The sequence below is a fragment of the Nostoc sp. T09 genome (genome assembly GCF_002154695.1).
Classification (GTDB): domain Bacteria; phylum Cyanobacteriota; class Cyanobacteriia; order Cyanobacteriales; family Nostocaceae; genus Aulosira.
In genome coordinates this window covers 1-22,750 of record NZ_MTAV01000074.1, presented here as the reverse complement: position 1 = coordinate 22,750, position 22,750 = coordinate 1, and the positions used below count along the sequence as shown (strand labels likewise).

19 protein-coding genes are annotated in these 22,750 nt (G+C 42.8%); 10 read left to right on the top strand and 9 right to left on the bottom strand.

The features are described from left to right. Positions 1-37: 37 nt before the first annotated feature. The 6 genes from BV372_RS37650 to BV372_RS15815 form a co-directional block, all read right to left on the bottom strand. Positions 38-2,134 carry a tetratricopeptide repeat protein gene (locus BV372_RS37650; RefSeq protein ID WP_256973247.1) on the bottom strand — a complete coding sequence of 699 codons (2,097 nt, stop codon included), beginning with the start codon at positions 2,132-2,134 and terminating at the stop codon, positions 38-40. A 461-nt stretch (positions 2,135-2,595) separates the two neighbouring features. Then, positions 2,596-3,972: an NAD(P)/FAD-dependent oxidoreductase gene (locus BV372_RS15835; protein ID WP_086687459.1), complete on the bottom strand. Its 1,377-nt coding sequence runs from the start codon at positions 3,970-3,972 to the stop codon at positions 2,596-2,598. Between the two features lie 287 nt (positions 3,973-4,259). Continuing rightward, entirely contained in the window at positions 4,260-4,505 is a 246-nt protein-coding gene (locus BV372_RS15830) for a hypothetical protein (RefSeq protein WP_086687458.1), read from the bottom strand. A 23-nt stretch (positions 4,506-4,528) separates the two neighbouring features. Next, entirely contained in the window at positions 4,529-5,194 is a 666-nt protein-coding gene (locus tag BV372_RS15825) for a heme-copper oxidase subunit III (protein WP_086687457.1), read from the bottom strand. A 57-nt stretch (positions 5,195-5,251) separates the two neighbouring features. Next, a complete protein-coding gene (gene ctaD, locus BV372_RS15820) occupies positions 5,252-6,925 on the bottom strand; it encodes a cytochrome c oxidase subunit I (RefSeq protein ID WP_086687456.1) in 1,674 nt (557 codons plus the stop codon). Beyond that, the gene (locus BV372_RS15815) at positions 6,915-7,838 is read right to left on the bottom strand and encodes a cytochrome c oxidase subunit II (RefSeq protein ID WP_086687455.1); all 924 of its coding nucleotides are present in this window, start codon (positions 7,836-7,838) and stop codon (positions 6,915-6,917) included. The genes ctaD and BV372_RS15815 overlap by 11 nt, the downstream gene beginning before the upstream one ends. 744 nt (positions 7,839-8,582) lie before the next feature. On the opposite strand from BV372_RS15815, the gene BV372_RS15810 reads away from it, so the two are divergent. The 5 genes from BV372_RS15810 (at position 8,583) to BV372_RS36350 (ending at position 14,765) form a co-directional block, all read left to right on the top strand. Next, positions 8,583-10,979 carry a glycoside hydrolase family 15 protein gene (locus BV372_RS15810; protein WP_086687454.1) on the top strand — a complete coding sequence of 799 codons (2,397 nt, stop codon included), beginning with the start codon at positions 8,583-8,585 and terminating at the stop codon, positions 10,977-10,979. A gap of 278 nt (positions 10,980-11,257) precedes the next feature. After that, positions 11,258-12,196, top strand: a complete 939-nt coding sequence (locus BV372_RS15805) for a cation diffusion facilitator family transporter (RefSeq protein WP_086687453.1) — start codon at positions 11,258-11,260, stop codon at positions 12,194-12,196. A gap of 326 nt (positions 12,197-12,522) precedes the next feature. Next, entirely contained in the window at positions 12,523-12,984 is a 462-nt protein-coding gene (gene aac(6') / locus BV372_RS15800; RefSeq protein WP_086687452.1) for an aminoglycoside 6'-N-acetyltransferase, read from the top strand. A 142-nt stretch (positions 12,985-13,126) separates the two neighbouring features. Further along, a complete protein-coding gene (locus tag BV372_RS15795; protein ID WP_086687451.1) occupies positions 13,127-14,305 on the top strand; it encodes a phosphoserine transaminase in 1,179 nt (392 codons plus the stop codon). Positions 14,306-14,624: 319 nt separating this feature from the next. After that, on the top strand, positions 14,625-14,765 hold the full coding sequence (locus BV372_RS36350) for a hypothetical protein (RefSeq protein ID WP_179198113.1): 141 nt from the start codon (positions 14,625-14,627) through the stop codon (positions 14,763-14,765). On the opposite strand, the gene BV372_RS15790 is transcribed toward BV372_RS36350, so the two are convergent. Further along, a complete protein-coding gene (locus tag BV372_RS15790; RefSeq protein WP_086687450.1) occupies positions 14,762-15,100 on the bottom strand; it encodes a hypothetical protein in 339 nt (112 codons plus the stop codon). The genes BV372_RS36350 and BV372_RS15790 overlap by 4 nt on opposite strands. A 219-nt stretch (positions 15,101-15,319) precedes the next feature. Then, the gene (locus BV372_RS15785) at positions 15,320-17,842 is read right to left on the bottom strand and encodes a sigma 54-interacting transcriptional regulator (RefSeq protein ID WP_086687449.1); all 2,523 of its coding nucleotides are present in this window, start codon (positions 17,840-17,842) and stop codon (positions 15,320-15,322) included. Between the two features lie 244 nt (positions 17,843-18,086). Between BV372_RS15785 and BV372_RS15780 the strand changes: the two genes are divergently transcribed. Next, complete coding sequence (locus BV372_RS15780; RefSeq protein ID WP_086687448.1) at positions 18,087-18,503, top strand: XisH family protein; 417 nt, start codon at positions 18,087-18,089, stop codon at positions 18,501-18,503. After that, positions 18,491-18,826, top strand: coding sequence for a XisI protein (locus BV372_RS15775; protein ID WP_086687447.1), 336 nt, complete (start codon positions 18,491-18,493; stop codon positions 18,824-18,826). Before BV372_RS15780 ends, BV372_RS15775 begins: the two co-directional genes overlap by 13 nt. Before the next feature lie 223 nt (positions 18,827-19,049). Here BV372_RS15775 and BV372_RS15770 read toward each other — a convergent pair whose 3' ends face one another. Then, on the bottom strand, positions 19,050-19,967 hold the full coding sequence (locus BV372_RS15770) for an alpha/beta fold hydrolase (protein ID WP_086687446.1): 918 nt from the start codon (positions 19,965-19,967) through the stop codon (positions 19,050-19,052). A gap of 487 nt (positions 19,968-20,454) precedes the next feature. Between BV372_RS15770 and BV372_RS15765 the strand changes: the two genes are divergently transcribed. From BV372_RS15765 to BV372_RS15755, 3 genes are all read left to right on the top strand, one after another. Next, positions 20,455-21,306: an NmrA/HSCARG family protein gene (locus BV372_RS15765; RefSeq protein WP_086687445.1), complete on the top strand. Its 852-nt coding sequence runs from the start codon at positions 20,455-20,457 to the stop codon at positions 21,304-21,306. Positions 21,307-21,759: 453 nt separating this feature from the next. Next, a complete protein-coding gene (locus tag BV372_RS15760) occupies positions 21,760-22,071 on the top strand; it encodes a carbon dioxide-concentrating mechanism protein CcmK (RefSeq protein ID WP_086687444.1) in 312 nt (103 codons plus the stop codon). A gap of 85 nt (positions 22,072-22,156) precedes the next feature. Further along, positions 22,157-22,507, top strand: coding sequence for a carbon dioxide-concentrating mechanism protein CcmK (locus BV372_RS15755; RefSeq protein ID WP_086687443.1), 351 nt, complete (start codon positions 22,157-22,159; stop codon positions 22,505-22,507). The last annotated feature ends 243 nt before the right edge of the window (positions 22,508-22,750 follow it).

The window sequence follows — 22,750 nt, the reverse complement described above, 5'->3', positions numbered from 1 at the left end:
CTAAAACTCTTGTCTGGTAAGGGTTACATCTTTTTATCTAGGGAAAGTCACAGAAGAGGGCTAAACTGCGAGCAAGTTTTTTGAATGGTCTTCCTGTGGCTAAGGAACCTTGTAAATTCATAGCCAATTTATCAATTGCTGCGGCTTCTCCTAAGTCAATCCACTTTGGTTCACCAGTGGAGCGTAACACAGCGGCTGCATAGTGCGGTTCACCCCATTTTTGGTCATCTGTTTTGGCTTTGGCATTGAATGGTTGATACTGGACAATTTCTAACAAAGCTGCATCTTGAGGTATTTTGCTTTGAATTGCTGCTAATTCTACTGGCTGAGTTTGCGTGCGGAATTCAGCACTTTCAACACTAATCGCTGCTTCCAATTTTTCTTTCTCGGCTTCTAGTTGCTCTAATTGTGTTTTAGAGTTAGCAGTTTGTTTTCCTGAATCAGAGAATACTAATGCTGAGAGTTGCTGTTGTACTTGTAACCATCGAGCAAATAAATTTTGGGTTTGGGGGTTGCTTTCAAGTTTACTGCGTAGTATTTGGATGCTGTCAGCCATCGCATCTAATACTAGCCCTTTGCGACGCAGGACAGTAGTTAATGCTAACGAGGCTGCTGTTGAATTATTGCGAGCTTCTTGCAGAGATAGGGAAATAGTAACATTAGTTCTCCCTGTAAAAGTTCTCACGTAGCTTTGTTTTCTTTGTTCTGAGCCGACAGCATAAATTAGATTCAGATTCTGTTCTTCAACTTCTAGCCCACGCTTTGAAAATTCAATAGCACGAGTAATATCACCCTGGGCCTCGTACAGGATTGCCAAATTACCTAAGTTCATGGCGACATTGGGATGAACATTCCCCAGTACCTTCTCATTGATAGCTAGCGCACGTTGATACAGAGATTCCGCCTGTTGATAGTTTCCCTGTTCTTGGTAGAGTGCAGCCAAATTATTCAGGCTCAGGGCGACATTGGGATGAACATTCCCCAGTACTTTCTCATTGATAGCTAGTGCGCGTTGCAACAAAGGTTCAGCCTGTTGATATTTTCCCTGTTCCACGTACAATACTGCCAAATTATTCAGGTTAGTGGCGACCTCTCGATGTGAGTTACCCAAGACTTTCTCATTGATAACCAAAGCGCGTTGAAACAGAGGTTCAGCCTGTTGATAGTTTCCCTGTGCCTGATACAATTGTGCTAAATTACTCAGACTAATAGCGACCAATGGATGTTCGCTGCCCAATGTTTTCTCTCTAATTGCTAGAGAACGTTGTATCAAAGGTTCCGCCTGCTGATATTTTCCCTGATCCTTATAAACTTGTGCCAAATTATTCAGGCTGCGGGCGACATCGGGATGAACATTCCCCAGTGTTTTTTCTCTAATTGCTAGAGAGCGTTGCAACAGAGATAAAGCCTGTTGATAGTTTCCCTGTTCTCGGTATAATACTGCCAAATCATTTAAGCTTTCAGCAACATCGGGATTTTCTTTACCTAGTGCTTTCTCTCTAATAGCCAATGCCCTTTGAAATAAAGGTAAAGCTTGTTGATAGTTTCCCTGGTCAAAGTATAATCCTGCCAAATCATTTAAACTTTCAGCGACATCTGGATGTTCCTTACCCAGTGCTTTCTCTCTAATAGCCAGTGCCCGTTGAAATAGAAATAGAGCTTGTTGATAGTCTCCCTGTGCCTGATACAATAGCGCTACATTATTCAGCGTCAGAGCAACAAGGGGATGTGCCTTACCCAGTGCTTTTTCTCGGATCACCAATGCCCTTTGAAATAAAGGTAAAGCCTGTTGATAGTTTCCCTGTTTATGATTGAGTTTAGCCAAATTATTTAAGCTTTCGGCAACATCAGGATGATCTTTACCCAGTAGTTTCTCTCGAATAGCCAGTGCGCGTTCTGCTAAGGGGATGGCAGCAATATATTTACCTTCGCGGTATAACTTTTCTGCCTGTTGATTGAGTTGTTCAGCTTCCTTTAATTGTGCCTGTTGCTCACCTGAAGCTGCATTGGGTTGCTGTTGCGCTATACTTGCAACTGGAATACTGAGCAGTATCCCTGTTGTCATTGCAACCACTATTGACCAAGGTGCAAAGAAGATTCCCGCTTTATTAATAGCACTGGATAGTGTTTTCACTGTCAATTTACAGGTTTTTGGGTTTGGCTAATGAATAAATCATGCCGTTCTCGCTCTTTTTCGCAAACAAATTGTGATAAAAAATAGCAGACTTGGCGAGGCGATCGCGATTATTCAACCTCAGAAGAGCACTTTTAAACCTAAAAACTGAAAATTCTGAGTTCAAAATCTAAAACTTCCCTGGCAAAACTCAAATCGAATCCAAATGTCAAAGTTTCAGTGTAACGTGGGCAATGCCTACCAAAACCCGGATATGGTAGGCAATGCCCACCCTACGTATAATTCAAAAATCAGATACTAATCCTATGTTAAGTGGATATAATAGCAAAATGCTTCAATCTTTACTGATGCGATCGCAATAGTAGCCTAAGATGAAGTAAGGCTTTTGAAAGCGTGGGAGAGTAAAAAATAACGTAACACACCAAAAAAGCGGTGCGCTACGCTGTAAAACACCCTGTCATTTAAGTTTCACTTTGATTTTTATCCTCACTTCCCAACATTTTTAATAATCTTCTTGCCACTAAAACACTAACAACTCCTGCGCCGACTAATTCCACCGCTTGCACGACTTTTTTACTCACATCTTGAGGAGCAACGTGATTGTGGAAAATCTCTTCATCTAACCATTCAGTAGTGGCTTTAAAATCATGAATGGGAGTCGGCAATAGTGTTAAATAAGTGCCTTGGCGAATCAAGTGGGCGGGTTCACCAGCTACTTCAAAGGTATTAAAAAGGTTGGCAGCAGCAGCACCTAGCCCTAATTTCAAGAGTGTGCCACGAATATTAACTTGGGCTGGTTGAAGATCTTCGCCCAAAGCGATCGCTTTTAAATTCTTGGCAATATCAGCTCCTTGCTGGTAAGCTACTTGGGCTGTCGGTGGTAAAGAACTATCTTGAACTGCTGCACAATCACCGCCTGCAAAGACTTCGGGGAAATCCAAAAGTTGCATGGTGGGCGTGACGAGGAGGCGATCGCGTTTATCTCGATGTTCTTGCGGAATAGCCAAGTCTTTAATCAAGGGATGGGTGGAAGTGCCGGCTGTCCAAATTGTTGTGTAAGTTTGCAGTGTTTCAAGGCGATCGTGGCGTTTATATTCAACTGCGTTGGGGCGAACAGCAGTTGCTCCTGCTTCCAAGATAATTTCTACAGGAACAACACGTTTTTGCAATTCCTGTTCCGCAGTTGGGCGCAGCGGATCGTTAATATCGCCGTTGAGGATTTCTTTGCCGTGATTGAGCAGTACCACGCGAATTTCATTAGAATTGCCTCCCAACGCACTGTACCAATGTGGCAGAAAATCCGCTAAAGTAGCTGCCATTTCCACGCCGGAAGCACCACCACCAACCACAACTACTGTGAGTAATTGCCGACGTTGTTCTGCATCTTCAGTTTGTAAGGCTTTTTGTAAACAGCTACGCAAATGTTTGTCAATGGCGATCGCATCTTGCTGCGTCCAGAAAGCTAGGGCGTGTTCTTTGGCTCCTTCAACGTGCTGATAACTAGTAACGCTACCCACAGCTAAGACTAAGTTGCTGTAATTGTAGGAATTTCCCGAAATCAATTTAACTTCCCGTTGCTGCAAGTCTATTGATTGCACCGTATCTTGTACAAAAATGACACCACTACCTTTAAGTAATTCTGAAAAACGCGGTACTACTTGAAAGGTATCCATCTCGCCATCGAAATATTCATAGAGTAATGGCTTAAAGCAAAAGCGATCGTTTTGATCGATCAAAATTACAGAGCGAGGATAGTGTTCGTGAGCGAGGTGTAAGGCTGTAAATAGCCCGGTAAAACCACCGCCGACAATGACAGTTTGATAAACTGGGCTGTTCATAAAATATCTCCTATGTTGTGTGTTTGGATAAGGCAGAGGGCAGAAGGCAGGAGGCAGAAAGTTATAAGAATAGAATTATTTCAATTGCCAAAAATCTTGGAATTCCCTAACCTTATCTGTGAATAAAGTTAGCTGGCAGCAAGGATAAAAATTATGTTCACAAAGAACAAGGATTGAACGAATAAACAACTGAAAAAAATGTTTATTCTCTTCTTTATACCTTCTTATTAATCATCATTATGTATGAAGAAGGTATCTTCCCTTCTGCCCCCTGCCTTCTGCCTTATCTAAATAAGTAAAACGAACGCTATAAAAACGATGCTGAGAGCAAAAGCAAACATAATAGCGTATTCAACTCTCCGGCTAAAAAATCCCACAGCGGCAACAAGAATAAGTGCCAGAATAGCAATAGAAACGTATTGTTCTTTTTGTAAACCACGGGCAATTAGGGGGTCTTTAGTTGGCCCTGGCGTTTCTTGAATTGCTTTTGGGGGCAAATCTGAAGCTGGGATGTCTTGGAGGTATAAATTCATAAAACTGCTCCTGAAAAATATGTTTATGGATGCCAAATATAGAGAAGTGAGAATAGAAAAACCCAAATTACGTCCACAAAATGCCAAAACAAAGTAGTCGCGCTGACACCAAAGTGGCTTTTGTTGTAGTTACCTGGGATAAAGGAACGGACAAGCATGATGATCTGTAACACCACACCAGTTAGAACGTGTAAACCGTGAAAACCTGTGAGGACGTAGAATGTAGAACCAACTAGCCCTGTAGTTAACCCAAAGTTGAGATTATGCCACTCAATTCCTTGGCTAATGAGGAAGTAACTTCCCATTGCGATCGTTATCAGCCATAGCAAGCGAAATTGATTGAGTTTGCGACGCCTGAGAGCATTTTCTGCTGGCTGAATAACAAAGCTACTCGAAAGCAGCACTACCGTACTAATAATCACAAAATTGGATAATTCCGGACCTGAAACCCCAGGTGGCAGCCAGTTTTGAGTTGTCAATCGCAGCCCGACGTATGTAAAAATCAAACTCAAAAAGATTATGCTCTCCGACAGCAGGAATATGGTAAACCCAAACATTCCTTTGCCATGATGATCTTCATGACTTCCGCCACCACTGGGTAAAAAACGCTGCAACCAATTTGGTAGGCGTCGCCGCCACCGTTCAAAACGGATCGGACTTTCATCTATATGAATGGTGCGGCGTTGCATAGTTCTGGAAATTGGGGGCTAATGATCTTGGTAATAAACACTAAAATCCTAACGAGCTTAACTTTGTTCATCAGGCTCAATGATTGAGTACTTTGGATCGCCGTAGTCGTAAGGTGGTCTTGTGACAACCGGAATCTCTGCAAAGTTTTCTCGTGGAGGTGGTGAGGAGGTTGTCCATTCTAAACCGGTGGCGTGCCAAGGATTGTTAACCGCCCTCGGCCCGTATAGCCAAGAACCTACCATGTTGGCGATAAATGGTAGTGTGGATACTCCTAGCAAAAATGCCCCCAAGCTAGCGATGACGTTCCAACCTTGATACTGTGGGTCGTAGGAGGAAACTCGGCGCAGCATTCCTTGCAAACCTAATGGGTGCATGGAGAAGAAGGTGATGTTAGCAGGGATAAAGGTCAACCAGAAATGTAGCTTCCCCCAGCCTTCGGCGTACATTCTTCCGGTTATCTTTGGGAACCAGAAGTAAATGGCTGCGAAGATTGCCATTGTGATCGTATTAAAAACAATGTAGTGGAAATGACCTACTACAAAATAAGTATTGTTGACGTGAATATCAAAGGGCGTGGCAGCTAGCATCACTCCAGTGACACCGCCGAAAATAAACATGGCTGCACCTCCCAAAGCAAATAGCATTGGTGTTTCTAGGTGTAGCCTGCCTCTCCAAACTGTAGCAGTCCAAGCAAAGGCTTTCACACCAGTGGGTATAGCGACTAACATCGAAGTCATCATGAATGTCATCCGCATCCAGCCAGGGGTAGCACTAGTGAACATATGATGCACCCATACAAAAATGCTAACTACAGCAATACCAAAAGAAGCGATCGCTACTGACCGATAACCAAATAAGGGATTACGGGCAAAAGCTGGCAGCACCTCTGCAATAATACCGAAGGCTGGTAGCGCCATGATATACACTGCTGGATGGGAATAAAACCAGAATAGATGCTGGTAGATAATTGGATCGCCATTTTCCTGCGGTTTAAAGAATTGCGTACCAAAAGCTAGGTCAAATAACAGCAGAATCAATGCACCCGTTAAGGCAGGTAAATTAATTAGCTGCAATAACTGAGCGCTGAGGGCCGACCAAACAAACACTGGCATCCGGAAAAATGTCATCCCTGGTGCCCGCATCCAAAAGATGGTAGTAACAAAGTTGACGGCTCCCATAATCGAAGAGATCCCAATCAAGATTAAACTCACAATCCAAATGAATTCTCCGTTAATTGGTTGACCGGGTGGAACTTGCAGACTGATTGGGGGATAAGACCACCAGCCACTCTGGGCGGTGCCGTTAGGTAACAAGAAGCTAGACATCAGCAGCAGCCCGGCAGGTGGCAGAATCCAAAAAGAGATGGCATTGAGCAGGGGAAACGCCATATCCCGCGCCCCAATCATCAGCGGCACTAGGTAGTTAGATAAACCTGCGTTGAATGGAATAATCCACAGGAAAATCATGATCGTGCCGTGCATGGTGAACAAGCCGTTATATAGCGGGCGGTCAACCACATTTGCTTCTGGGGTGAGCAGTTCAGCACGGATGATCATTGCCAACAGTCCGCCAATCAGGAAGAAAATAAAGGTCATGATCATGTACTGCACACCGATGACTTTATGATCGGTGCTGAAGCTGAAGTATTGCTGCCAGTTATCAACAGCTTCGTTATAGGAGCTTTTCGGCTCTCTATCCACGATCGCACCTTCACTAGAGTCATGTGTCATTATTTAGCTTCCTTTGATTGGCAACATTAGATGCAGCAGGGGCAACAGTGTCCCAGCCACTTTTAAATAAGGTTTTTACTGGTTGGGTATACTCAGCAACTGCTTGATTTTTAGCGATCGCTGGTTTGTAACTAGCAGTTTGGGTGAGCCACTGGTTATAATCCTCCAAAGATTCAACGTAAACATCCGCCTCCATCAAGGCAAAGTAAGTTCCGCTAAATTGCGAATCTTTGAGCTTATATTTACCTGTACGAATCGGCGTCAGCACAATGTCAATATCCCGCTTGGGAATAATATCTTGCTTTAAGCGAAACTCAGGCACATAAAAACCATGAATCACATCCTGCGCTTGCAGATTCAGGCGAGTACTACGATTTACAGGTAAGTGTAATTCCTGACTAGTGGCATTATTTGGATAATGGAAAGACCACTCCCACTGCTTGGCGTAAACATCTATTGTTTGGGCAGCAGGTTTGGGAACATCGCTGACTTGTGCGGCGTAAGCAGGTGCCGAGTCTAGAGGTGTATGCAAATGCACGATTTGCTTTAAACCTAAAATATTTAATTGCTGATAAATGTTGAAGCTTTGAAAACCAATCCACAAGACTAACAGAGTTGGGGTTGCTGTCCACAGTATTTCTAGCCTGACATCACCTCGAGAAGGATGTCCTTCGCTGTAGTCTGCTGGGCGTGCCCGATAGAAAATTATTGAATACAATATGATGCCAACTAGCCCTAGGAAAATGAAGGCTCCCACTGAGACTAAAAAGCTAAATAAAGCATCTACTCTTTGAGCTTCTGCTGTAGCTTCAGGAGGCATCCAAGAAAAGGCTTTCTGCCCAATCCAGTGGCTAATCACAAGTAGCGCTGCAATATAACCGGCTATTAATAAATATTCTAAAAAAGTAAACATAGCAGTTATGAGCGAAGAAAGGCAGAAGGCAGAAAGCAGAAGGCAGAAGGTGAGTCACTGCGGTGGACGGGTTCCCCGGCATAAAGAAGGCAGTGTGTTGCGCGGGTTCCCCGCGTTGAAGCAACTGCCGTTAAGTGACGAACCCGAAGGGGAAGATAATTGTTTTATACATAGTGGTAAAAATTTTTCATTGAGACGACCTTTTTTGCTCATCTATCTCAGTTGCTAAAAATTATTTAAATAACTTGCATAAGTTACATTCCTATGTAAGGAGATAATTGATTATTTAAGTTCAATCAATAAATTAAAACTACATTGATCTGCATCTCAAACATATCTTTCTCAAGATTGATATCAGAGTAAAACTAAATATTTTTCCAAATCTACAAAAGAAAAACATATTTTTGTCACAGGAATGACAAGTAATTGTAGTAAATGCAAATAAATCAGATAGAGCCAAATTTTTGGAGTATAAAATAAGTTAGTTAATCATGCCTGATAGTAGATGAAATAGACGAGCGCTCAAATTCAAAATTGAGAAAAACTAGTTAGGCAAACATAACGCTGAAACTAACAATTAAAATGGTTTTTTAATAAGTAATTTTTGGGAAGGGCAGTAGTAGACAGATAACCTTCCTCCATAAGGAAGAAGTAAGAAAAGCTCTAAGTTTTTAAAGTAGACCCAGACTAACAGCAGCACCCAAACATCACCAGGCTACTTAAAGCTGATTGGCTAGATAATTTATGGTAAAGATTCTGGATCGAGAACAAGCTTTTGGCGCACCAGGGATCGAACCTCGGTGGAATCATGCTAATAAAGATGCTGTAGGGACTGCCTACTCCACTTCCAGCCGCATTTGGTTTACTATCTGGAACGGTATAGTCACGGAAGTTTACCATCCAACTGTAGATAAACCCCAGATTCGAGATTTGCAATACCTCATTTCTGACGGGAAAAGCTTTTTCCACGAAGAGAAACGCCATCTCACAACAAAAGTGGAGCATCTATGGACTCATGGTTTGGGATATCGCATTACGAATTCCGATCCAGAAGGACGTTACGCCATCATTAAGGAAGTTATTAGCGATCCGCATCTTTCCTGCGTACTACAGCACACTAAATTAGAAGGAGAAGCAGAATTTCTCTCGCAACTCCAGCTATATGCTTTATGTGCACCTCATCTAGACGTGGGAGGTTGGGGAAACAATGCTGCGGCTGTAGAAGTGGCTGGTAAGTATATTTTGACAGCACACAAAGGCGGAACCTGGCTAGCGCTAGGTGCAACCATTCCCTTTAGCCGTTTTTCCTGTGGCTATGTAGGTGAAAGTGATGGCTGGACAGATTTGGCTGATGATTTCCGCATGGATTGGGAATTTGACCATGCTGTAGAAGGTAATCTGGGTATTACAGGCGAACTAGATCTAAATAGCGATCGCGAATTTACTTTAGGATTAGCCTTTGGTTGCACTCTGCACAACGCAGTTTCCACACTATTTCAATCGCTGAATCTGCCTTTCTCACAGCAGAAGCAGCAATATCTCGAACAGTGGACGCGATCTCGCCGTGATATTCTGCCTCTGGAAAAGTTTTCTTATGATCAAGGTAAGCTATATCACAACAGCATTAGTCTGCTGTTAGCACATGAAGATAAAAGTTATCCTGGCGCTTTAATTGCATCCTTGGCGATTCCTTGGGGTGAAGCCAAAGACGACCAAGAACAAGGCGGATATCATTTAGTTTGGACGCGGGATCTAGTCAGCAGCGTTGCAGGTTTAGTCGCGGCAGGTGAAACAGATACCGCAATGCGATCGCTAATTTATCTCGCCACAATTCAGCAAGAAGACGGCGGCTTTGCGCAAAATTTTTGGATTGATGGTACACCCTACTGGACAGGTATTCAATTAGATGAGGTAGCGTTTCCGATTTTGCTGGCGCGGCTGTTGCAAAAAGAAGACGCTACTTTGAACTTTGATATCTATCCTACAATTCTGCGAGCAGCTGGTTATCTAATTCGCTACGGCCCTGCTACCCAACAAGAACGCTGGGAAGAAAACAGTGGTTACTCTCCTTCAACTCTCGCATCCAATATTGCGGCGCTGATTTGTGCAGCTCAATTTGCGCGTCAACGTGGTGATGAAGCCACAGCGCAATTTATCGAAGAATATGCCGATTTCTTAGAAGCGCATATTGAAGCTTGGACAGTTACTACCGAAGGCACTTTAGTTCCTGGCATTAAACGGCATTATATCCGGATTACTCCCGCAGATATCAACAATCCTCATCCCAACGAAAACCCCAACCAAGGAACGATTTACATTAGCAGCCAACCGCCTGGTAAACCAGCAGCCTATCCCGCCAAGGAAATTGTAGATGCAGGATTTCTACAACTAGTCCGTTACGGAATTCGTCAGCCAGATGACCCAATTATTGTTGATTCTGTCAAAGTAATTGATGCAGTATTAAAAGTAGAGACACCCTTTGGCCCCTGCTGGCGGCGCTACAACCACGACGGCTACGGACAGCAAGAAGATGGTAGTCCATATACTGATTGGGGTAAGGGACGCGCTTGGCCATTACTTACCGGAGAACGCGGACATTATGAACTAGCTGCTGGCGGTGATATCAAAACATTGATCAAAGCAATGGAAGGATTTGCCTCAAATACTTGTTTATTACCAGAACAGATTTGGGATGAAGCCGATCAACCTGATATTCATATGTATTTAGGAAAACCAATCGGCTCAGCAATGCCCCTGATGTGGGCCCATGCCGAGTATTTAAAACTAGTGCGATCGCATCATGACGATCGGGTATTTGATTATATTCCCCAAGTGGCTCAGAGATATTTAGGCGCACGATCTCAATGTAAATCACTGGAAATCTGGAAGTTCAACCGCCAGGTAAGTAAGGTGAAACAAGGTCAAACTTTGCGAATTCAAGCTTTAGCACCCTTCCAACTACACTGGTCACAAGATAATTGGCAAACAGTTAAAAATACACCTTCAACTTCTACAAAATTGGGAGTGGATTATGTTGATATTTCAATTGCTTCTGAGCAGCAACAGCCAATTATATTTACCTTCTTTTGGATAAGTAATAGTAGTTGGGAACAACACAATTATCAGGTTGCTGTTGAATAGATTTTTTGCATAATTTTCAACAACAAACTAACCGCAGAGGTCACGGAGGCTAGTAAGCACGACCGACTTTTATCATCACAAGCTGAAGCTCAATACTTAGCTAGGATTTTTCCTCATGCGCAACTAGTAATTTTACCTCATAGTGGTCATGCTTGTTTAGTAGAAGCAGATATCAATCTAGCGAACATTTTGCAAACAGAAAACCTCAACCTAAATTAAGATGACAGGTCAATAACAAGATAGGTACATATTATATTGTTCAGGCAATATGAGTGCTTATGTCTTCTGATTCATCCAGGAAAACTATCTTTGCTGCTATTGGCGCTAACTTAGCGATCGCTATTACTAAATTCATCGCTGCTGCTGTTACTAGCAGTTCAGCTATGCTATCTGAAGGCATTCATTCACTGGTAGATACTACCAACGAATTGTTACTGCTTTTGGGAATACGCATGAGCCAAAAACCAGCAGATGATAGTCATCCGTTTGGATATGGTCAGGAATTATATTTTTGGACTTTAATTGTTGCAATCCTCATCTTTGCCATTGGTGGAGGTATGTCTTTTTATGAAGGGGTTATTCATTTAATTCATCCTAGCCCAGTGACAGATCCATTTTGGAACTATATTGTCCTGGGATTTGCCATATTTTTTGAGGGCTTTTCTTGGACTATAGCTTTAAAAGAATTTTTACCAAGCAAAGGCGAACAAACTTTTTGGCAGGCAATCAAAGCTAGTAAAGATCCGACTATATTTACAGTTTTATTTGAAGACTCTGCTGCAATTTTAGGCTTGCTAGTTGCATTACTAGGCATTTTTCTGGAACATTTATTTCAAAACCCGTATTTTGATGGGATTTCCTCAATTATTATTGGTATTATTCTGGGTGTAGTGGCTGTAATATTAGCCCATGAAAGCAAAGGATTATTAGTAGGTGAAAGTGCTAATACTCTCACTGTAAACCATATTCGTGCTATAGCAACTACAGATCCAGCAGTACAAGCGGTGATGCGCATACTAACTATGCACCTGGGTCCACAGGAAGTATTATTAAATTTAGAAATTCAATTTCGCAAACATCTATCAGCTGAAGATTTAGCCTTAGCAGTAGAACGCTTAGAGGAGAAAATTCGCACACAGCATCCAGATATCAAAAACATCTTTATCGAAGCTAAGTCTATAGCTAATAGTGCCGGGCGAAATTTACCGAGAATGTAGAACCGCTACGCAAAATCTGAAATTTCCAGCAGAATTCAGGAGTCAGAATTCAGCAGCCAGAATATAGAAGTAAAACTTGCTACTCTGAGCAAGCTAGCTGGTACTCAATTGCAATTAAAGGTAGTATTTGTCATTGCAACCGGAACGCAGTGAAGGAAAGCAATCTGATTAATCTCAAGTACTATAACAGGCCGCAACTTATACCAATTCTCCAAAAAAAAAGCAACAGATGATGACGCGGGAATGCGGAGACAAGGAGATGCGGAGATTTATGTGTAGTCAGATTTTAGAGAAAGGGTATTAGTATGAGATTAGAGGAGACAAGAATGAAAATATTCCCAGTTAACCAAGATGACTTCGATACATGGTTAAATCTTGCTTTGCAACTGTGGCCAGATGATTCCCCAGAAGAAATGCACGCGAGTCTGAGCAATATTCTTCAATCTCCGCGTGAGGCAGCATTTTTGATTAAAGATGACAGTGGAAGAGCAATTGGATTTATGAATCTCTCGCTGAGATATGAGTATGTGCCTGGTGCTACTCAAAGCCCTGTTGCATATATAGAAGGAATTTATGTTAAAAGTGAATATCGAAAGCAAGGTGTAGGCACATATTTAATTCAATATGCCCAACAGTGGGCACGTGAACATGGATGTCTGGAAATTGCCTCAGATGCTTTATTAGATAACACGGGAAGTTATCAATTTCATCGTCAGGTCGGTTTTCAAGAGGTAGAAAGAATTGTGACATTCATTAAGCAAGTTCCCCCTACTAAAGAACAAGAATAATCACAAATTCAATGAAGTTTTTTCACCAAATATTTTGGTATAAACAGGAAGGATGTGATGTGGAATTGGGAATAGGTACATCATATAGTACTGCTTCTCCGATACTATGTACATCATTAAGTAATTGTCTAATACTGCACGCATGTCGCAACCCCTTTCTCCTCCCATAAGCAAACCTTCTAATCCTCACTTCTCCTCTGGCCCTTGTGCAAAGCGCCCTGGTTGGTCTGTTTCTAAACTGGAAAACGCCTGTGTTGGTCGTTCCCATCGTTCTAAGGATGGCAAAGTCAAATTAGCAGCAGTAATTGAGCGTTCTAAGAAAATCCTGGGTATTCCTGCTGATTACCGCTTGGGTATCGTGCCGGCGTCTGATACTGGTGCAGTAGAGATGGCTTTGTGGTCACTGTTAGGACACAAACCCCTTGACATCCTGGCATGGGAAAGTTTTGGTCAGGAATGGGTAAAAGATGTCACAGATGAGTTAAAGTTACCTGATTCTCGCCTGATTAAAGCACCCTATGGCAATTTGCCAGATTTAGACTCTGTTGATTTTAGCCATGATGTGGTTTTTTTGTGGAATGGTACAACTTCAGGTGTCAGAGTCCCAAATGGCGATTGGATTAAAAATGACCGCCAAGGACTAACCATTTGCGATGCTACATCCGCAGTATTTGCGATGGACATACCTTGGGACAAGATAGATGTGCTGACTTACTCTTGGCAAAAAGTATTGGGTGGGGAAGCACAGCATGGAGTCATTGTACTTTCGCCTCGTGCTGTTGAGCGCCTCGAAAGTTATAAGCCAGCTTGGCCCATACCCAAACTCTTTCGCTTGACACAAAAAGGTAAGTTGATTGAAGGTATTTTTCAAGGAGATACCATCAACACGCCATCAATGTTGTGTGTAGAAGACGCCCTTGATGGATTAACTTGGGCAGAAAGCATTGGCGGACTTCCTGGCTTAATTAGTCGCAGTGAAGCCAATTTAAAAGCGATCGCAACATGGGTTGAGCAAAGCAATTGGGCGGATTTTTTGGCAGAAAACCCAGAAATTCGCTCTTGTACTTCAATTTGCTTGAAGATTATAGATTCTTGGTTCACTAGCCAGAGTCCAGAAGCACAAGCAAAATGTGCCACCCAATTAGCAAAACTGCTGGAAAAAGAAAAAGTTGCTTATGATATTGCAGCCTATCGTGCTGCACCACCAGGCTTGCGAATTTGGGGAGGAGCAACTGTTGAAACCGCAGATATTGAAGCACTGCTTCCTTGGTTAGACTGGGCTTACAATACCGTTAAAGCCGAGTCGGTTGCTGTGGTTTAACTGAAGTGAGCTATCATTTCTTGCAAAAATGCTAACCAGCAAAAAAGGAACCACAGATGTAGACACGAAGTGGCTTCCCGCAGGGTACACAGATAAACACCGATATTTGTCTATGGTTTGATATTCAAAACACTGACTTCTGCAAAAGGTCTATTGACATTGAACACTTGTGAACATTATTAACGAATGCTCAAAGTGAAACGATCACAATACTGTCTTTATTGACAGTCAGGACAGTATTTCGCAAAGCGCGTAACATAACGTTACGCGCATCACTGCTATCTCTGGGATTTTCCACAATTAATGACACAAGACGAAAATGGGAAATTTTGCATTAGATCAACTTTTCCATTTGAGCCAATGTCTGATGGTGCTGGGGGAGAAAATTGAGCGATTTTGGGGAAAAATAATTTTAGCAGCAGAGCAGAAGCGAGTTGAGCTTGTCAGATCGCTACATTAAGGTTCAATTAACTTGAAGCCCCAAGGTTTGAGAACTGCTATAGCTAGTTCTGGATCTACACCTTCATAAGCCTCCCATTCCAACGGGTGCTCTTTAGGATGTCCGTCGCCGACATTACCTGCAACTTTGATAATCGGACAGTTTGCTATGCGATCGCGCTCCAATCCTTTTGGAAGTGCTAGTCGGATTTTGCGACCGACAAACTTCGCTGTACTTTCCTTAGCTACAGATTCACGAACTAAACAGATATCACCAGCAGTCCCCCAAGTCGTTGGGTAGATGTGGAGGAACGATATATAGGTTTCTGGTTTGATGGATCTTTTGAGAACTTGCATTACCTGTTAATCTTTAAACTATGAGTAAAAAATCATCTGAATATTTTCTCCCCTGCCTCCCCTGTTTATCCTAACTGGATTAGGTTGGGTTGAGCTTCAGTGAAACCTAAAAATTAAAAGCTCACCCTGTTACCCAAGAGTAAATCTTTCTCTGTTGTTAGTAAAGAGAGGGATTTTTAGTAGAACAGGGTGAAGTTTTCCAGGTTTTTGGCTAATTGGTTAAAACACGATAATTGCCCACATACTAGCTCCTAGCCCAATAGCTCCTAGATGTTGCCAAAGCAGCGTTTTTAGCGGTTGGCGCGCAATTTTTTGAGTTAACACTATTGTTAATAATACAGAAAATATGAGGGTACTACCTTGCAAAAAGGCAATTACGGCTGGATGCGCTACCAATAAAGGTAACTGCTCACCATGCAAACCGAAGGTAGCAAAAGCCACGGGTAAAATGCGCCCTCCTTCCCCTAAGCCTAAACGCAGATAGTGGGCTAAGTTAGCCCCCAACACCAATGGTAAATAACCGTAGGCCAGCTCAATAAATGCTTTGGGCTTGCGGCCAAAATTCAATAGCTGTATTAAGCCATAAGCTGCAAAGGCGATCGCGACTGGGATGAGCAAAACTAGCAGCGATAAGCCTAAGTGCTGCCAAAAAACAGTTAAATCCAGGTTTAGCCCTAACCAAGCTTGCAATTCGGGCAAACGATGCAGATATACACCACCTAACAGTAAAAATAACAGTGCAACTTCATAGCTGCGGGGTACGTGAGTTGTCCACAATTCAATCCCCGGAGGACGCAAGTTAAACTCGACGGAACGATGGGGACAAGCTTTTAGGCAAGTCATGCACAAAACGCAATCTCTGTTATCTTCTAACTGCGCAGGGTGTGAGTATAAGGGACAACCATTAGTTTCCATCCCTTCGCCTTTTTGGGGACCGCCTTTGTAACATTGATAAGTTGTGCAAGTAGCGGAACAGATACCTTGCTGGGCGCGAAGTTCGGTCATTGAGAGCTTGGCAAATAAACCATTCATGCCGCCAATTGGACAGAGATAACGACACCAAAACCGCCGTTCAAAAATCGCAGAGAAGATCATTGCTCCAGCGGTGATTAATAACAGCAAGCAAGCGGAGAGGTAAGCTGTATTTTCTAAATCCCACAGTTCTTCCCATAAGAAAATCAGGGTAAATAGCCCAAATAAAAACCAGCCGCCCCATTTCTCAGCTTCCTCCCTCGGCCAGCGTTTGAGTTTTCGTGGGAACAACCAAAGTGATAATTTCTGCGTAATTTCACCGTAGATCATGAAGGGGCAGACTGAACACCAGATCCGCCCCAGAAAGGGAAACAGAAATAGGAAAAAAGGCCACCACCAAGCCCAAAATAGATTTAAAGCAAAATTGCGATCGCGTGTTTGGGGGCCAATAAACAACACACCCACGAGTAAGGCGAAAGCCACTACTGTAAAACCGTAGTTAATGCGATCGGGCCACCAATCACTCCGCAAAAACCGCCGCAACCGAGGATAGACATTTAACAAATTGACGCGAAATTGCTTTTTCTTCGGTTCGGCTGACCAAAAGATTTCTTCTGTGAGTTCTTTCCCTTCTCCCGCTTGAACGATCGCTCGTTCTACCAAGTTCTTCAATTCCTTAAGATTACCCGGGAAATCGTAAGCTTGCAAGCGACGCAAAGCTTCTGGGGTAATATGCGGTTTTGCCAGCCCGCGCGCGCGACTGTAAAGACTGGTGTAATATTCTACCTGGGCTTGAATATCCGCTTTTCGTACTCGTAGCGGTGGCACTTTAATTACATGACAGACACACCGTTCGATAATTGACTGAGTTTTTTCGGAGACAATTAAGATCCTGGCTCTATTGTCACGAGGTTCCGCTTTTGGTTCTCCAGGGCGAGTTACAGGAGTATATGTATCTGTTTGGACTAGCTGCGCTACAGCTGGTAATAACTCTGGGGGCAATTCTTGGATATTATTCAGAACTAAAGTACCCTCCCCCAACCATTCTAAAAGTCCGGGTTTACCGCCAGCGCGACCAAATAAATCTGCACCACTGGTTTGGAGAATCCCGCAATTAACTTTAATAATTGGTTCTCGCCGCATGGGGGAACTAAAGTGTATTAGAGCCGCGATATTATCTTTTTCTAAACCTGGTTCGCCAAAAATTTCTACTGAAAGGCGATCGCTTGCTGCTTCGCGAATTTGCTCCCGCAGACGCACCGCATAACGACTTGTACCGACAATTCCCCGTTGCGCCTTGGTGACTAAATATGGACGTAAGGCTAAAGCACGTTCTTGTTGGTAGCTTAAAGCAGATGTCGCCTCAGCCAATTCTTGCGCTAATACCCGTGAAACAGCCTGATTAATTTCTGGGTATTGAGTAGCTAAGGTGCGAAATTTGTCAGCCGGTGTCACCCATAAATGACATTCGTTGAGAGTCGTAATTGCAAAAGGCGTCAACTCATCTAAGAGTAATTCTTTGAGGTTAATGACTTCTCCAGGAAGGAACCCACGGGGTAAGGCTGAGTTGGTTTTGCTAGTCTCGCTTTCTAAGTGTCCATCTTGAACAATGTAAACTGCTTCTGGCTGAGTACCTTCGCTCACTAGGGTGCTACCTTCTGGCACAACTTGTAGTTCCATAACTTGAGCGATCGCCTCTAAAACCGCAGGCGAGAGAATTCCTAAAGGTGTGCGTTCTTGTAGCCAAATCACTGTATCTGGAGATGTCATTATCGGTTCTCCGTGCAGGCTGGTTGTTGTATAAAAGGAATTATCCCTGATAATGGCTGCGTGATGAGTTTATCTGATCTACCTAATCTCTGGGTTCCTTTGGCAATGTTGGGTTTAATTGTGATTGCGGCGGTGTTTTTTAGTCGTAGTGGTTAATTTTTAAATATCCACAGGCGAGAAGCTCACCTACGTGGGCTAAGAACATTAAACTCAATAAATTGCGATCGCGTTAATGTGAGAACAAATGGGAGCTAAAGACCTATTCCATGAAGCTGTAAAACAGGCACTTCTTAAAGAGCAGTGGATAATTACGGCTGATCCACTGAAAATCAGGATTGAGCGTGTAAAATTTGAGATCGACTTGGCAGCAGAAAAAGTCTTGGCAGCTGATAAAGACGAGCGAAAAATCGCAGTTGAAATCAAAAGCTTTCTTAATAGTTCTGTCATTACTGACTTTCACTCGGCACTGGGACAGTTTTTGAACTATCGCCTTGCTTTACAAATGAGTGAACCAGATAGAACGTTGTATTTAGCGGTTCCCATTGATACGTTTGAGTCTTTTTTTCAAGAGCGGTTCACTAAGGAAGCCATCAGATTTTATCAAGTAAAGTTAGTAATATATGATTCGCTTCAGGAGGTAATTGTTGAATGGAAAGAATAGAACAGTATCGCCAAAGCATCGAAAAACTTTTAAAGTCTCACGCTGACTTTGAAACTAGCAATTTAGATATTGAATCTCAGTTGATTGTTGATACAGAACATGACCATTACCAGCTTTTAGAAGTTGGGTGGCAGGGAATGAAGCGAGTTTACAACTGTGTCATGCATTTGGACATCAAAAATGGCAAAATTTGGATTCAGCGCAATATGACAGACGTTGATATTGCACAAGAACTAGTAGAGATGGGTATAACTAAGGAGGATATTATTTTGGGGTTACATCCGCCTTATAAGCGTCCATATACAGGTTATGGTGTGGCTTAAGGAGTGCGATCGCAGTAAACAGCCTCCTTTCTCCTCTACTATCTAAATTTGCACATTTAGCAAATCATAAATGTTTTTTAATTAGTGGTTTTGCGAGTAGCTCAATTTACAGCAGATTGCAAGTAAGTGAGGTACACCAGGTTTATATCCTCATTTCAGAAAACCTTGATTTTATTAATTCTAAATTTAATAAAACAGGTTTACACAATTTTGGTGCTGTACCTCATAAACCTGAAATACGCTGTATCTCTGGCTCACCGCGAAATTCTAAAATATGCTGGGCGGTAAGCTGTGGTTGTTCTAAGTGAGGAAGATGACCACAATCTTGAATCCAGATGAGTTTACTGTGTGAAATTGCCCGTTTAAATCTTGGAGCGTCTTTTGTTCCCAAAATTTTATCGGCATCACCCCACAAAATCAGTGTTGGTTGCAAAATTTGTGATAATTTCTTAAATCTAAAAGCACGATAACCACCACTTTTGGTGAAAGCAATCACAGCTTTACTCCAGCTAGGCATTTGCAGGTGTAATGCTCCACAATCTACACCATCACTAGAGATAAGTTGTTGGCTTTTGTAAGCAGCACGGCAAATGCGATCGCGGACTTTAGGACTGCGCAAAAACTCTGTGGCTAAATAATCCAAAGGGGGAAACATCAATTTGCTTATAGGTGAACCTCCCTTCAAACCCGCACTATCGATTAACACTAGTTTTTTCACCACTTCTGGATAGGTGAGTGTAAAATCAATTGCTGCTGCACCCCCCATCGATGCACCCACCAAAATTACAGGTTGGTTAATTAGGGTTTTCCAAAAATAATAAAGATGGGTTTTAATTGCAGTTGGGCTATAGTCAATTTCGGCAGTTCTATCTGTAAACCCAAAACCCAACAAATCCACTGCCCAAGTTTCATTTTCTACTGCCAACAATGGTAGTAGACGCCGAAATTCTAATACAGAACTATCAAAGCCATGAATTAATAAAATCGGTATGCCACCGCTACCTTGACATACATAAGTTGTAGTGATTGGTTGATTAGTTAGGGGAGTAGCGATCGCCTGAGATTGAATACTTTGAGCTAATGCGATCGCGGCGGGTTCTTTCAGTTGCTCAACTGCTTTAGGTAAAAAAGAAGGAAACATAAACCTTAGTTTACCGTATTGTCAAGACAATAGGGATTGGGGCAGCGATTCTAAATTCATTATTTGACAGGGTTCAGAAATAACTTGAGACTGAGAGCAGGCAAATTCAAGTCAGGGTGATGTTTGGATTAGAAGTGCTGAGTTTTGCACTTTTTTCCTTTTTATGTACAAGTTAGGATTGAGACAAAATGGAATTTTAAATACATAAACTGCATTAAAAAACAAGCATCACAGGGAAAATAAACGCAGAACGACTCATCTTATTCACTAGACCTCTTGCAAAAATATATTTTTGCAAGAGGGGGGAAAGGGAAAAGGTTAAAGGGAAAGGGTTTTGAGTTCCTTTCCCCTTTTCCCCTTTCCCTTTAACCGACTTCTGCAAGAAGTCTACTAAAGCCACGGACAATCAGAGCGGTGCAGTAGAGCATCTATGACTTAGTTTTTGCAGAATAACAAGTCATATGACCAACTTCAAAAGGAGATAAAAATGGCAAATTCAAATCAAACAATCCTCGTGACTGGTGCGACCGGCAACCAAGGTGGTGCGGTGGCGCGTCATCTTTTGCAGCGCGGAAATTGCACGGTGCGCGCCTTTGTACGCGACCAAAACAAGCCCGCGGCCCAAGTACTCCAACAAGCGGGTGCAGAACTCGTAGAAGGAGATTTCAGCGATCGCGCTTCACTTGAGCGCGCTCTGCAAGGTGCCTTTGGCGTTTTTTCGGTGCAAAACTTCCAAGACGGATTAGAAGCCGAAATCAGTCAGGGCAAGGCTGTCGCAGACGCGGCGAAAGCCTCGGGCATTCAGCATTTCGTCTACAGTTCGGTGGGTAGCGCAGAACGCAACACTGGCATTCCGCATTTCGACAGCAAATTTCAAATCGAAGAATACATCCGAGCAATTGGTTTGCCTTACACGATTATGCGTCCAGTTTTCTTTTTTTATAATTACAACTTGATGCGTCCGATGCTTGAAAAGGGAACGCTTTTCCAGCCGCTCAGTCCTGAAACGAAATTGCAGCAACTTTCCGAAGAGGATTACGGGGAAATGGTCGCCGAGGTGTTCGAGCGTCCCGCAGATTTCATGAACCGCGAACAGGAAGTTGCAAGTGTGGAGATGAGCATGACGGAAATCGCTGCCGCGTTTAGCCGCGTTTTGGGCAAAACCGTTAACTACCAACAAATTCCGTTTGAAGCGTTTGAGCAGCAAGTTGGAGAGGAAGTAACCACGATGTATCGCTGGTTTGAGAACGTTGGCTACGGAGCGAATTTAGCACAGTTGCAGCGTGATTTTCCTTTCCTGACCAACTTTGAATCCTATCTGCGCGATACAAAGTGGTAGCCAAGGGCATCACGGCTGGGCAAAACCAGCCCAAAGCGCGTCCAATGTCGGGTCAAAGAAGAAGCATTCAGAATTCAGAATGCAATTCCTGGGGGCTTGTGACCCGCCACTAATTGAAGACCACCAAATTGAAAATTTAGTAGGGGCTTGATACCCCTAAGTCATTCATCACTCGCACACTCGTCATTCTGACTCCTGGCTGCTGACTCCTTCTTGGTCAAAAATGTGAAGTGACAATTACAGCCTGATTAGAACCAGAACCTGCTAACCATTCTCAAAGAGCAAACGATGCGATTCTTGAATAAATTCGTAATTGTTACTAGTGCGAGCGGAGGAATTGATATGATCCTCGACTCTTAACTACCTTCCAAGAAAGTTGGGCAAAATTTTAAAATTGGCACTAAAGCCTCGTACAATTAATATCACTTATCCTTTACTCAGGAGAGTTAAGCTATGCCAATGGCGGTTGGCGTAATTGAAACTTTAGGTTTTCCTTCAGTGTTGGCAGCAGCAGATGCAATGGTAAAATCTGCCGCAGTCACATTAGTGTATTATGGTCAAGCGGAAAGCGCTCGCTTATTAGTGGCAGTTCGAGGTCACGTTGCTGAAGTTAGAAGAGCAGTTGAAGCAGGAATTGCTGCTGGAGAAGAAGTACAGGCTGGTACAGTCATCACCCACTATATAGTTCCTAATCCCCCAGAAAATGTGGAGACCATTCTACCCATCCACTTTACTGAAGAATCTGAAGCTTTCCGTATGTTCTAAGCAAATTCGCCATTAAAATTTGTAGCGAAGCTTCGTACAATTAACTTGTAGCGCCACCTAAGTTTACTAATACAGGAGATTTTTTATGTCATTACAGGCAGTTGGAGCACTAGAGACTAAGGGTTTTCCTGCTGTGCTAGCAGCAGCAGATGCAATGGTCAAAGCTGGTCGAGTTACCCTTGTTGGTTATATCAGAGTGGGTAGCGCTCGTTTTACAGTGAATATTCGTGGTGATGTTTCTGAAGTCAAGACCGCTATGGCGGCTGGTGTGGAAGCTGCCGAAAATGTTTACGGTGGTACTCTTGAATCATGGGTAATTATCCCCAGACCACATGAAAACGTTGAAGCTGTTCTGCCAATTGGCTACACTGAAGCAGTTCAACAATATAGAGACTCTGTAGAAAACCCAATTGTCAGATCGTCGAACGGGCGATAGATTTTAGATTAATTGGATATTTAATCAACAGTCCAAAGTCTCAAACCAAAATTAGCAATAAATTATTGACCTGTGCGCCTTGACAATGAACTATTGGCAAGACGCAATTAATCGTATATATAGCTTAAAGATTGCGATCGCTTGACTTGCAAGCTAGACTTCCACAGGCGATCGCAGCCAAAACTATAGCAATCCGGAATGATTCATGAGAAAATACTGAGAGGAACTGAAGGTAGCGTTTGC

Excerpts from the sequence above, each read along its gene's own strand:
- BV372_RS15835 (WP_086687459.1), bottom strand. The coding sequence starts at position 3,972 with ATGAACAGCCCAGTTTATCAAACTGTCATTGTCGGCGGTGGTTTTACC.
- BV372_RS15830 (WP_086687458.1), bottom strand. The coding sequence starts at position 4,505 with ATGAATTTATACCTCCAAGACATCCCAGCTTCAGATTTGCCCCCAAAA.
- BV372_RS15825 (WP_086687457.1), bottom strand. The coding sequence starts at position 5,194 with ATGCAACGCCGCACCATTCATATAGATGAAAGTCCGATCCGTTTTGAA.
- ctaD (WP_086687456.1), bottom strand. The coding sequence starts at position 6,925 with ATGACACATGACTCTAGTGAAGGTGCGATCGTGGATAGAGAGCCGAAA.
- BV372_RS15815 (WP_086687455.1), bottom strand. The coding sequence starts at position 7,838 with ATGTTTACTTTTTTAGAATATTTATTAATAGCCGGTTATATTGCAGCG.
- BV372_RS15810 (WP_086687454.1), top strand. The coding sequence starts at position 8,583 with ATGGTAAAGATTCTGGATCGAGAACAAGCTTTTGGCGCACCAGGGATC.
- BV372_RS15805 (WP_086687453.1), top strand. The coding sequence starts at position 11,258 with ATGTCTTCTGATTCATCCAGGAAAACTATCTTTGCTGCTATTGGCGCT.
- BV372_RS15795 (WP_086687451.1), top strand. The coding sequence starts at position 13,127 with ATGTCGCAACCCCTTTCTCCTCCCATAAGCAAACCTTCTAATCCTCAC.
- BV372_RS36350 (WP_179198113.1), top strand. The coding sequence starts at position 14,625 with ATGGGAAATTTTGCATTAGATCAACTTTTCCATTTGAGCCAATGTCTG.
- BV372_RS15790 (WP_086687450.1), bottom strand. The coding sequence starts at position 15,100 with ATGCAAGTTCTCAAAAGATCCATCAAACCAGAAACCTATATATCGTTC.
- BV372_RS15785 (WP_086687449.1), bottom strand. The coding sequence starts at position 17,842 with ATGACATCTCCAGATACAGTGATTTGGCTACAAGAACGCACACCTTTA.
- BV372_RS15780 (WP_086687448.1), top strand. The coding sequence starts at position 18,087 with ATGGGAGCTAAAGACCTATTCCATGAAGCTGTAAAACAGGCACTTCTT.
- BV372_RS15775 (WP_086687447.1), top strand. The coding sequence starts at position 18,491 with ATGGAAAGAATAGAACAGTATCGCCAAAGCATCGAAAAACTTTTAAAG.
- BV372_RS15770 (WP_086687446.1), bottom strand. The coding sequence starts at position 19,967 with ATGTTTCCTTCTTTTTTACCTAAAGCAGTTGAGCAACTGAAAGAACCC.
- BV372_RS15765 (WP_086687445.1), top strand. The coding sequence starts at position 20,455 with ATGGCAAATTCAAATCAAACAATCCTCGTGACTGGTGCGACCGGCAAC.
- BV372_RS15760 (WP_086687444.1), top strand. The coding sequence starts at position 21,760 with ATGCCAATGGCGGTTGGCGTAATTGAAACTTTAGGTTTTCCTTCAGTG.
- BV372_RS15755 (WP_086687443.1), top strand. The coding sequence starts at position 22,157 with ATGTCATTACAGGCAGTTGGAGCACTAGAGACTAAGGGTTTTCCTGCT.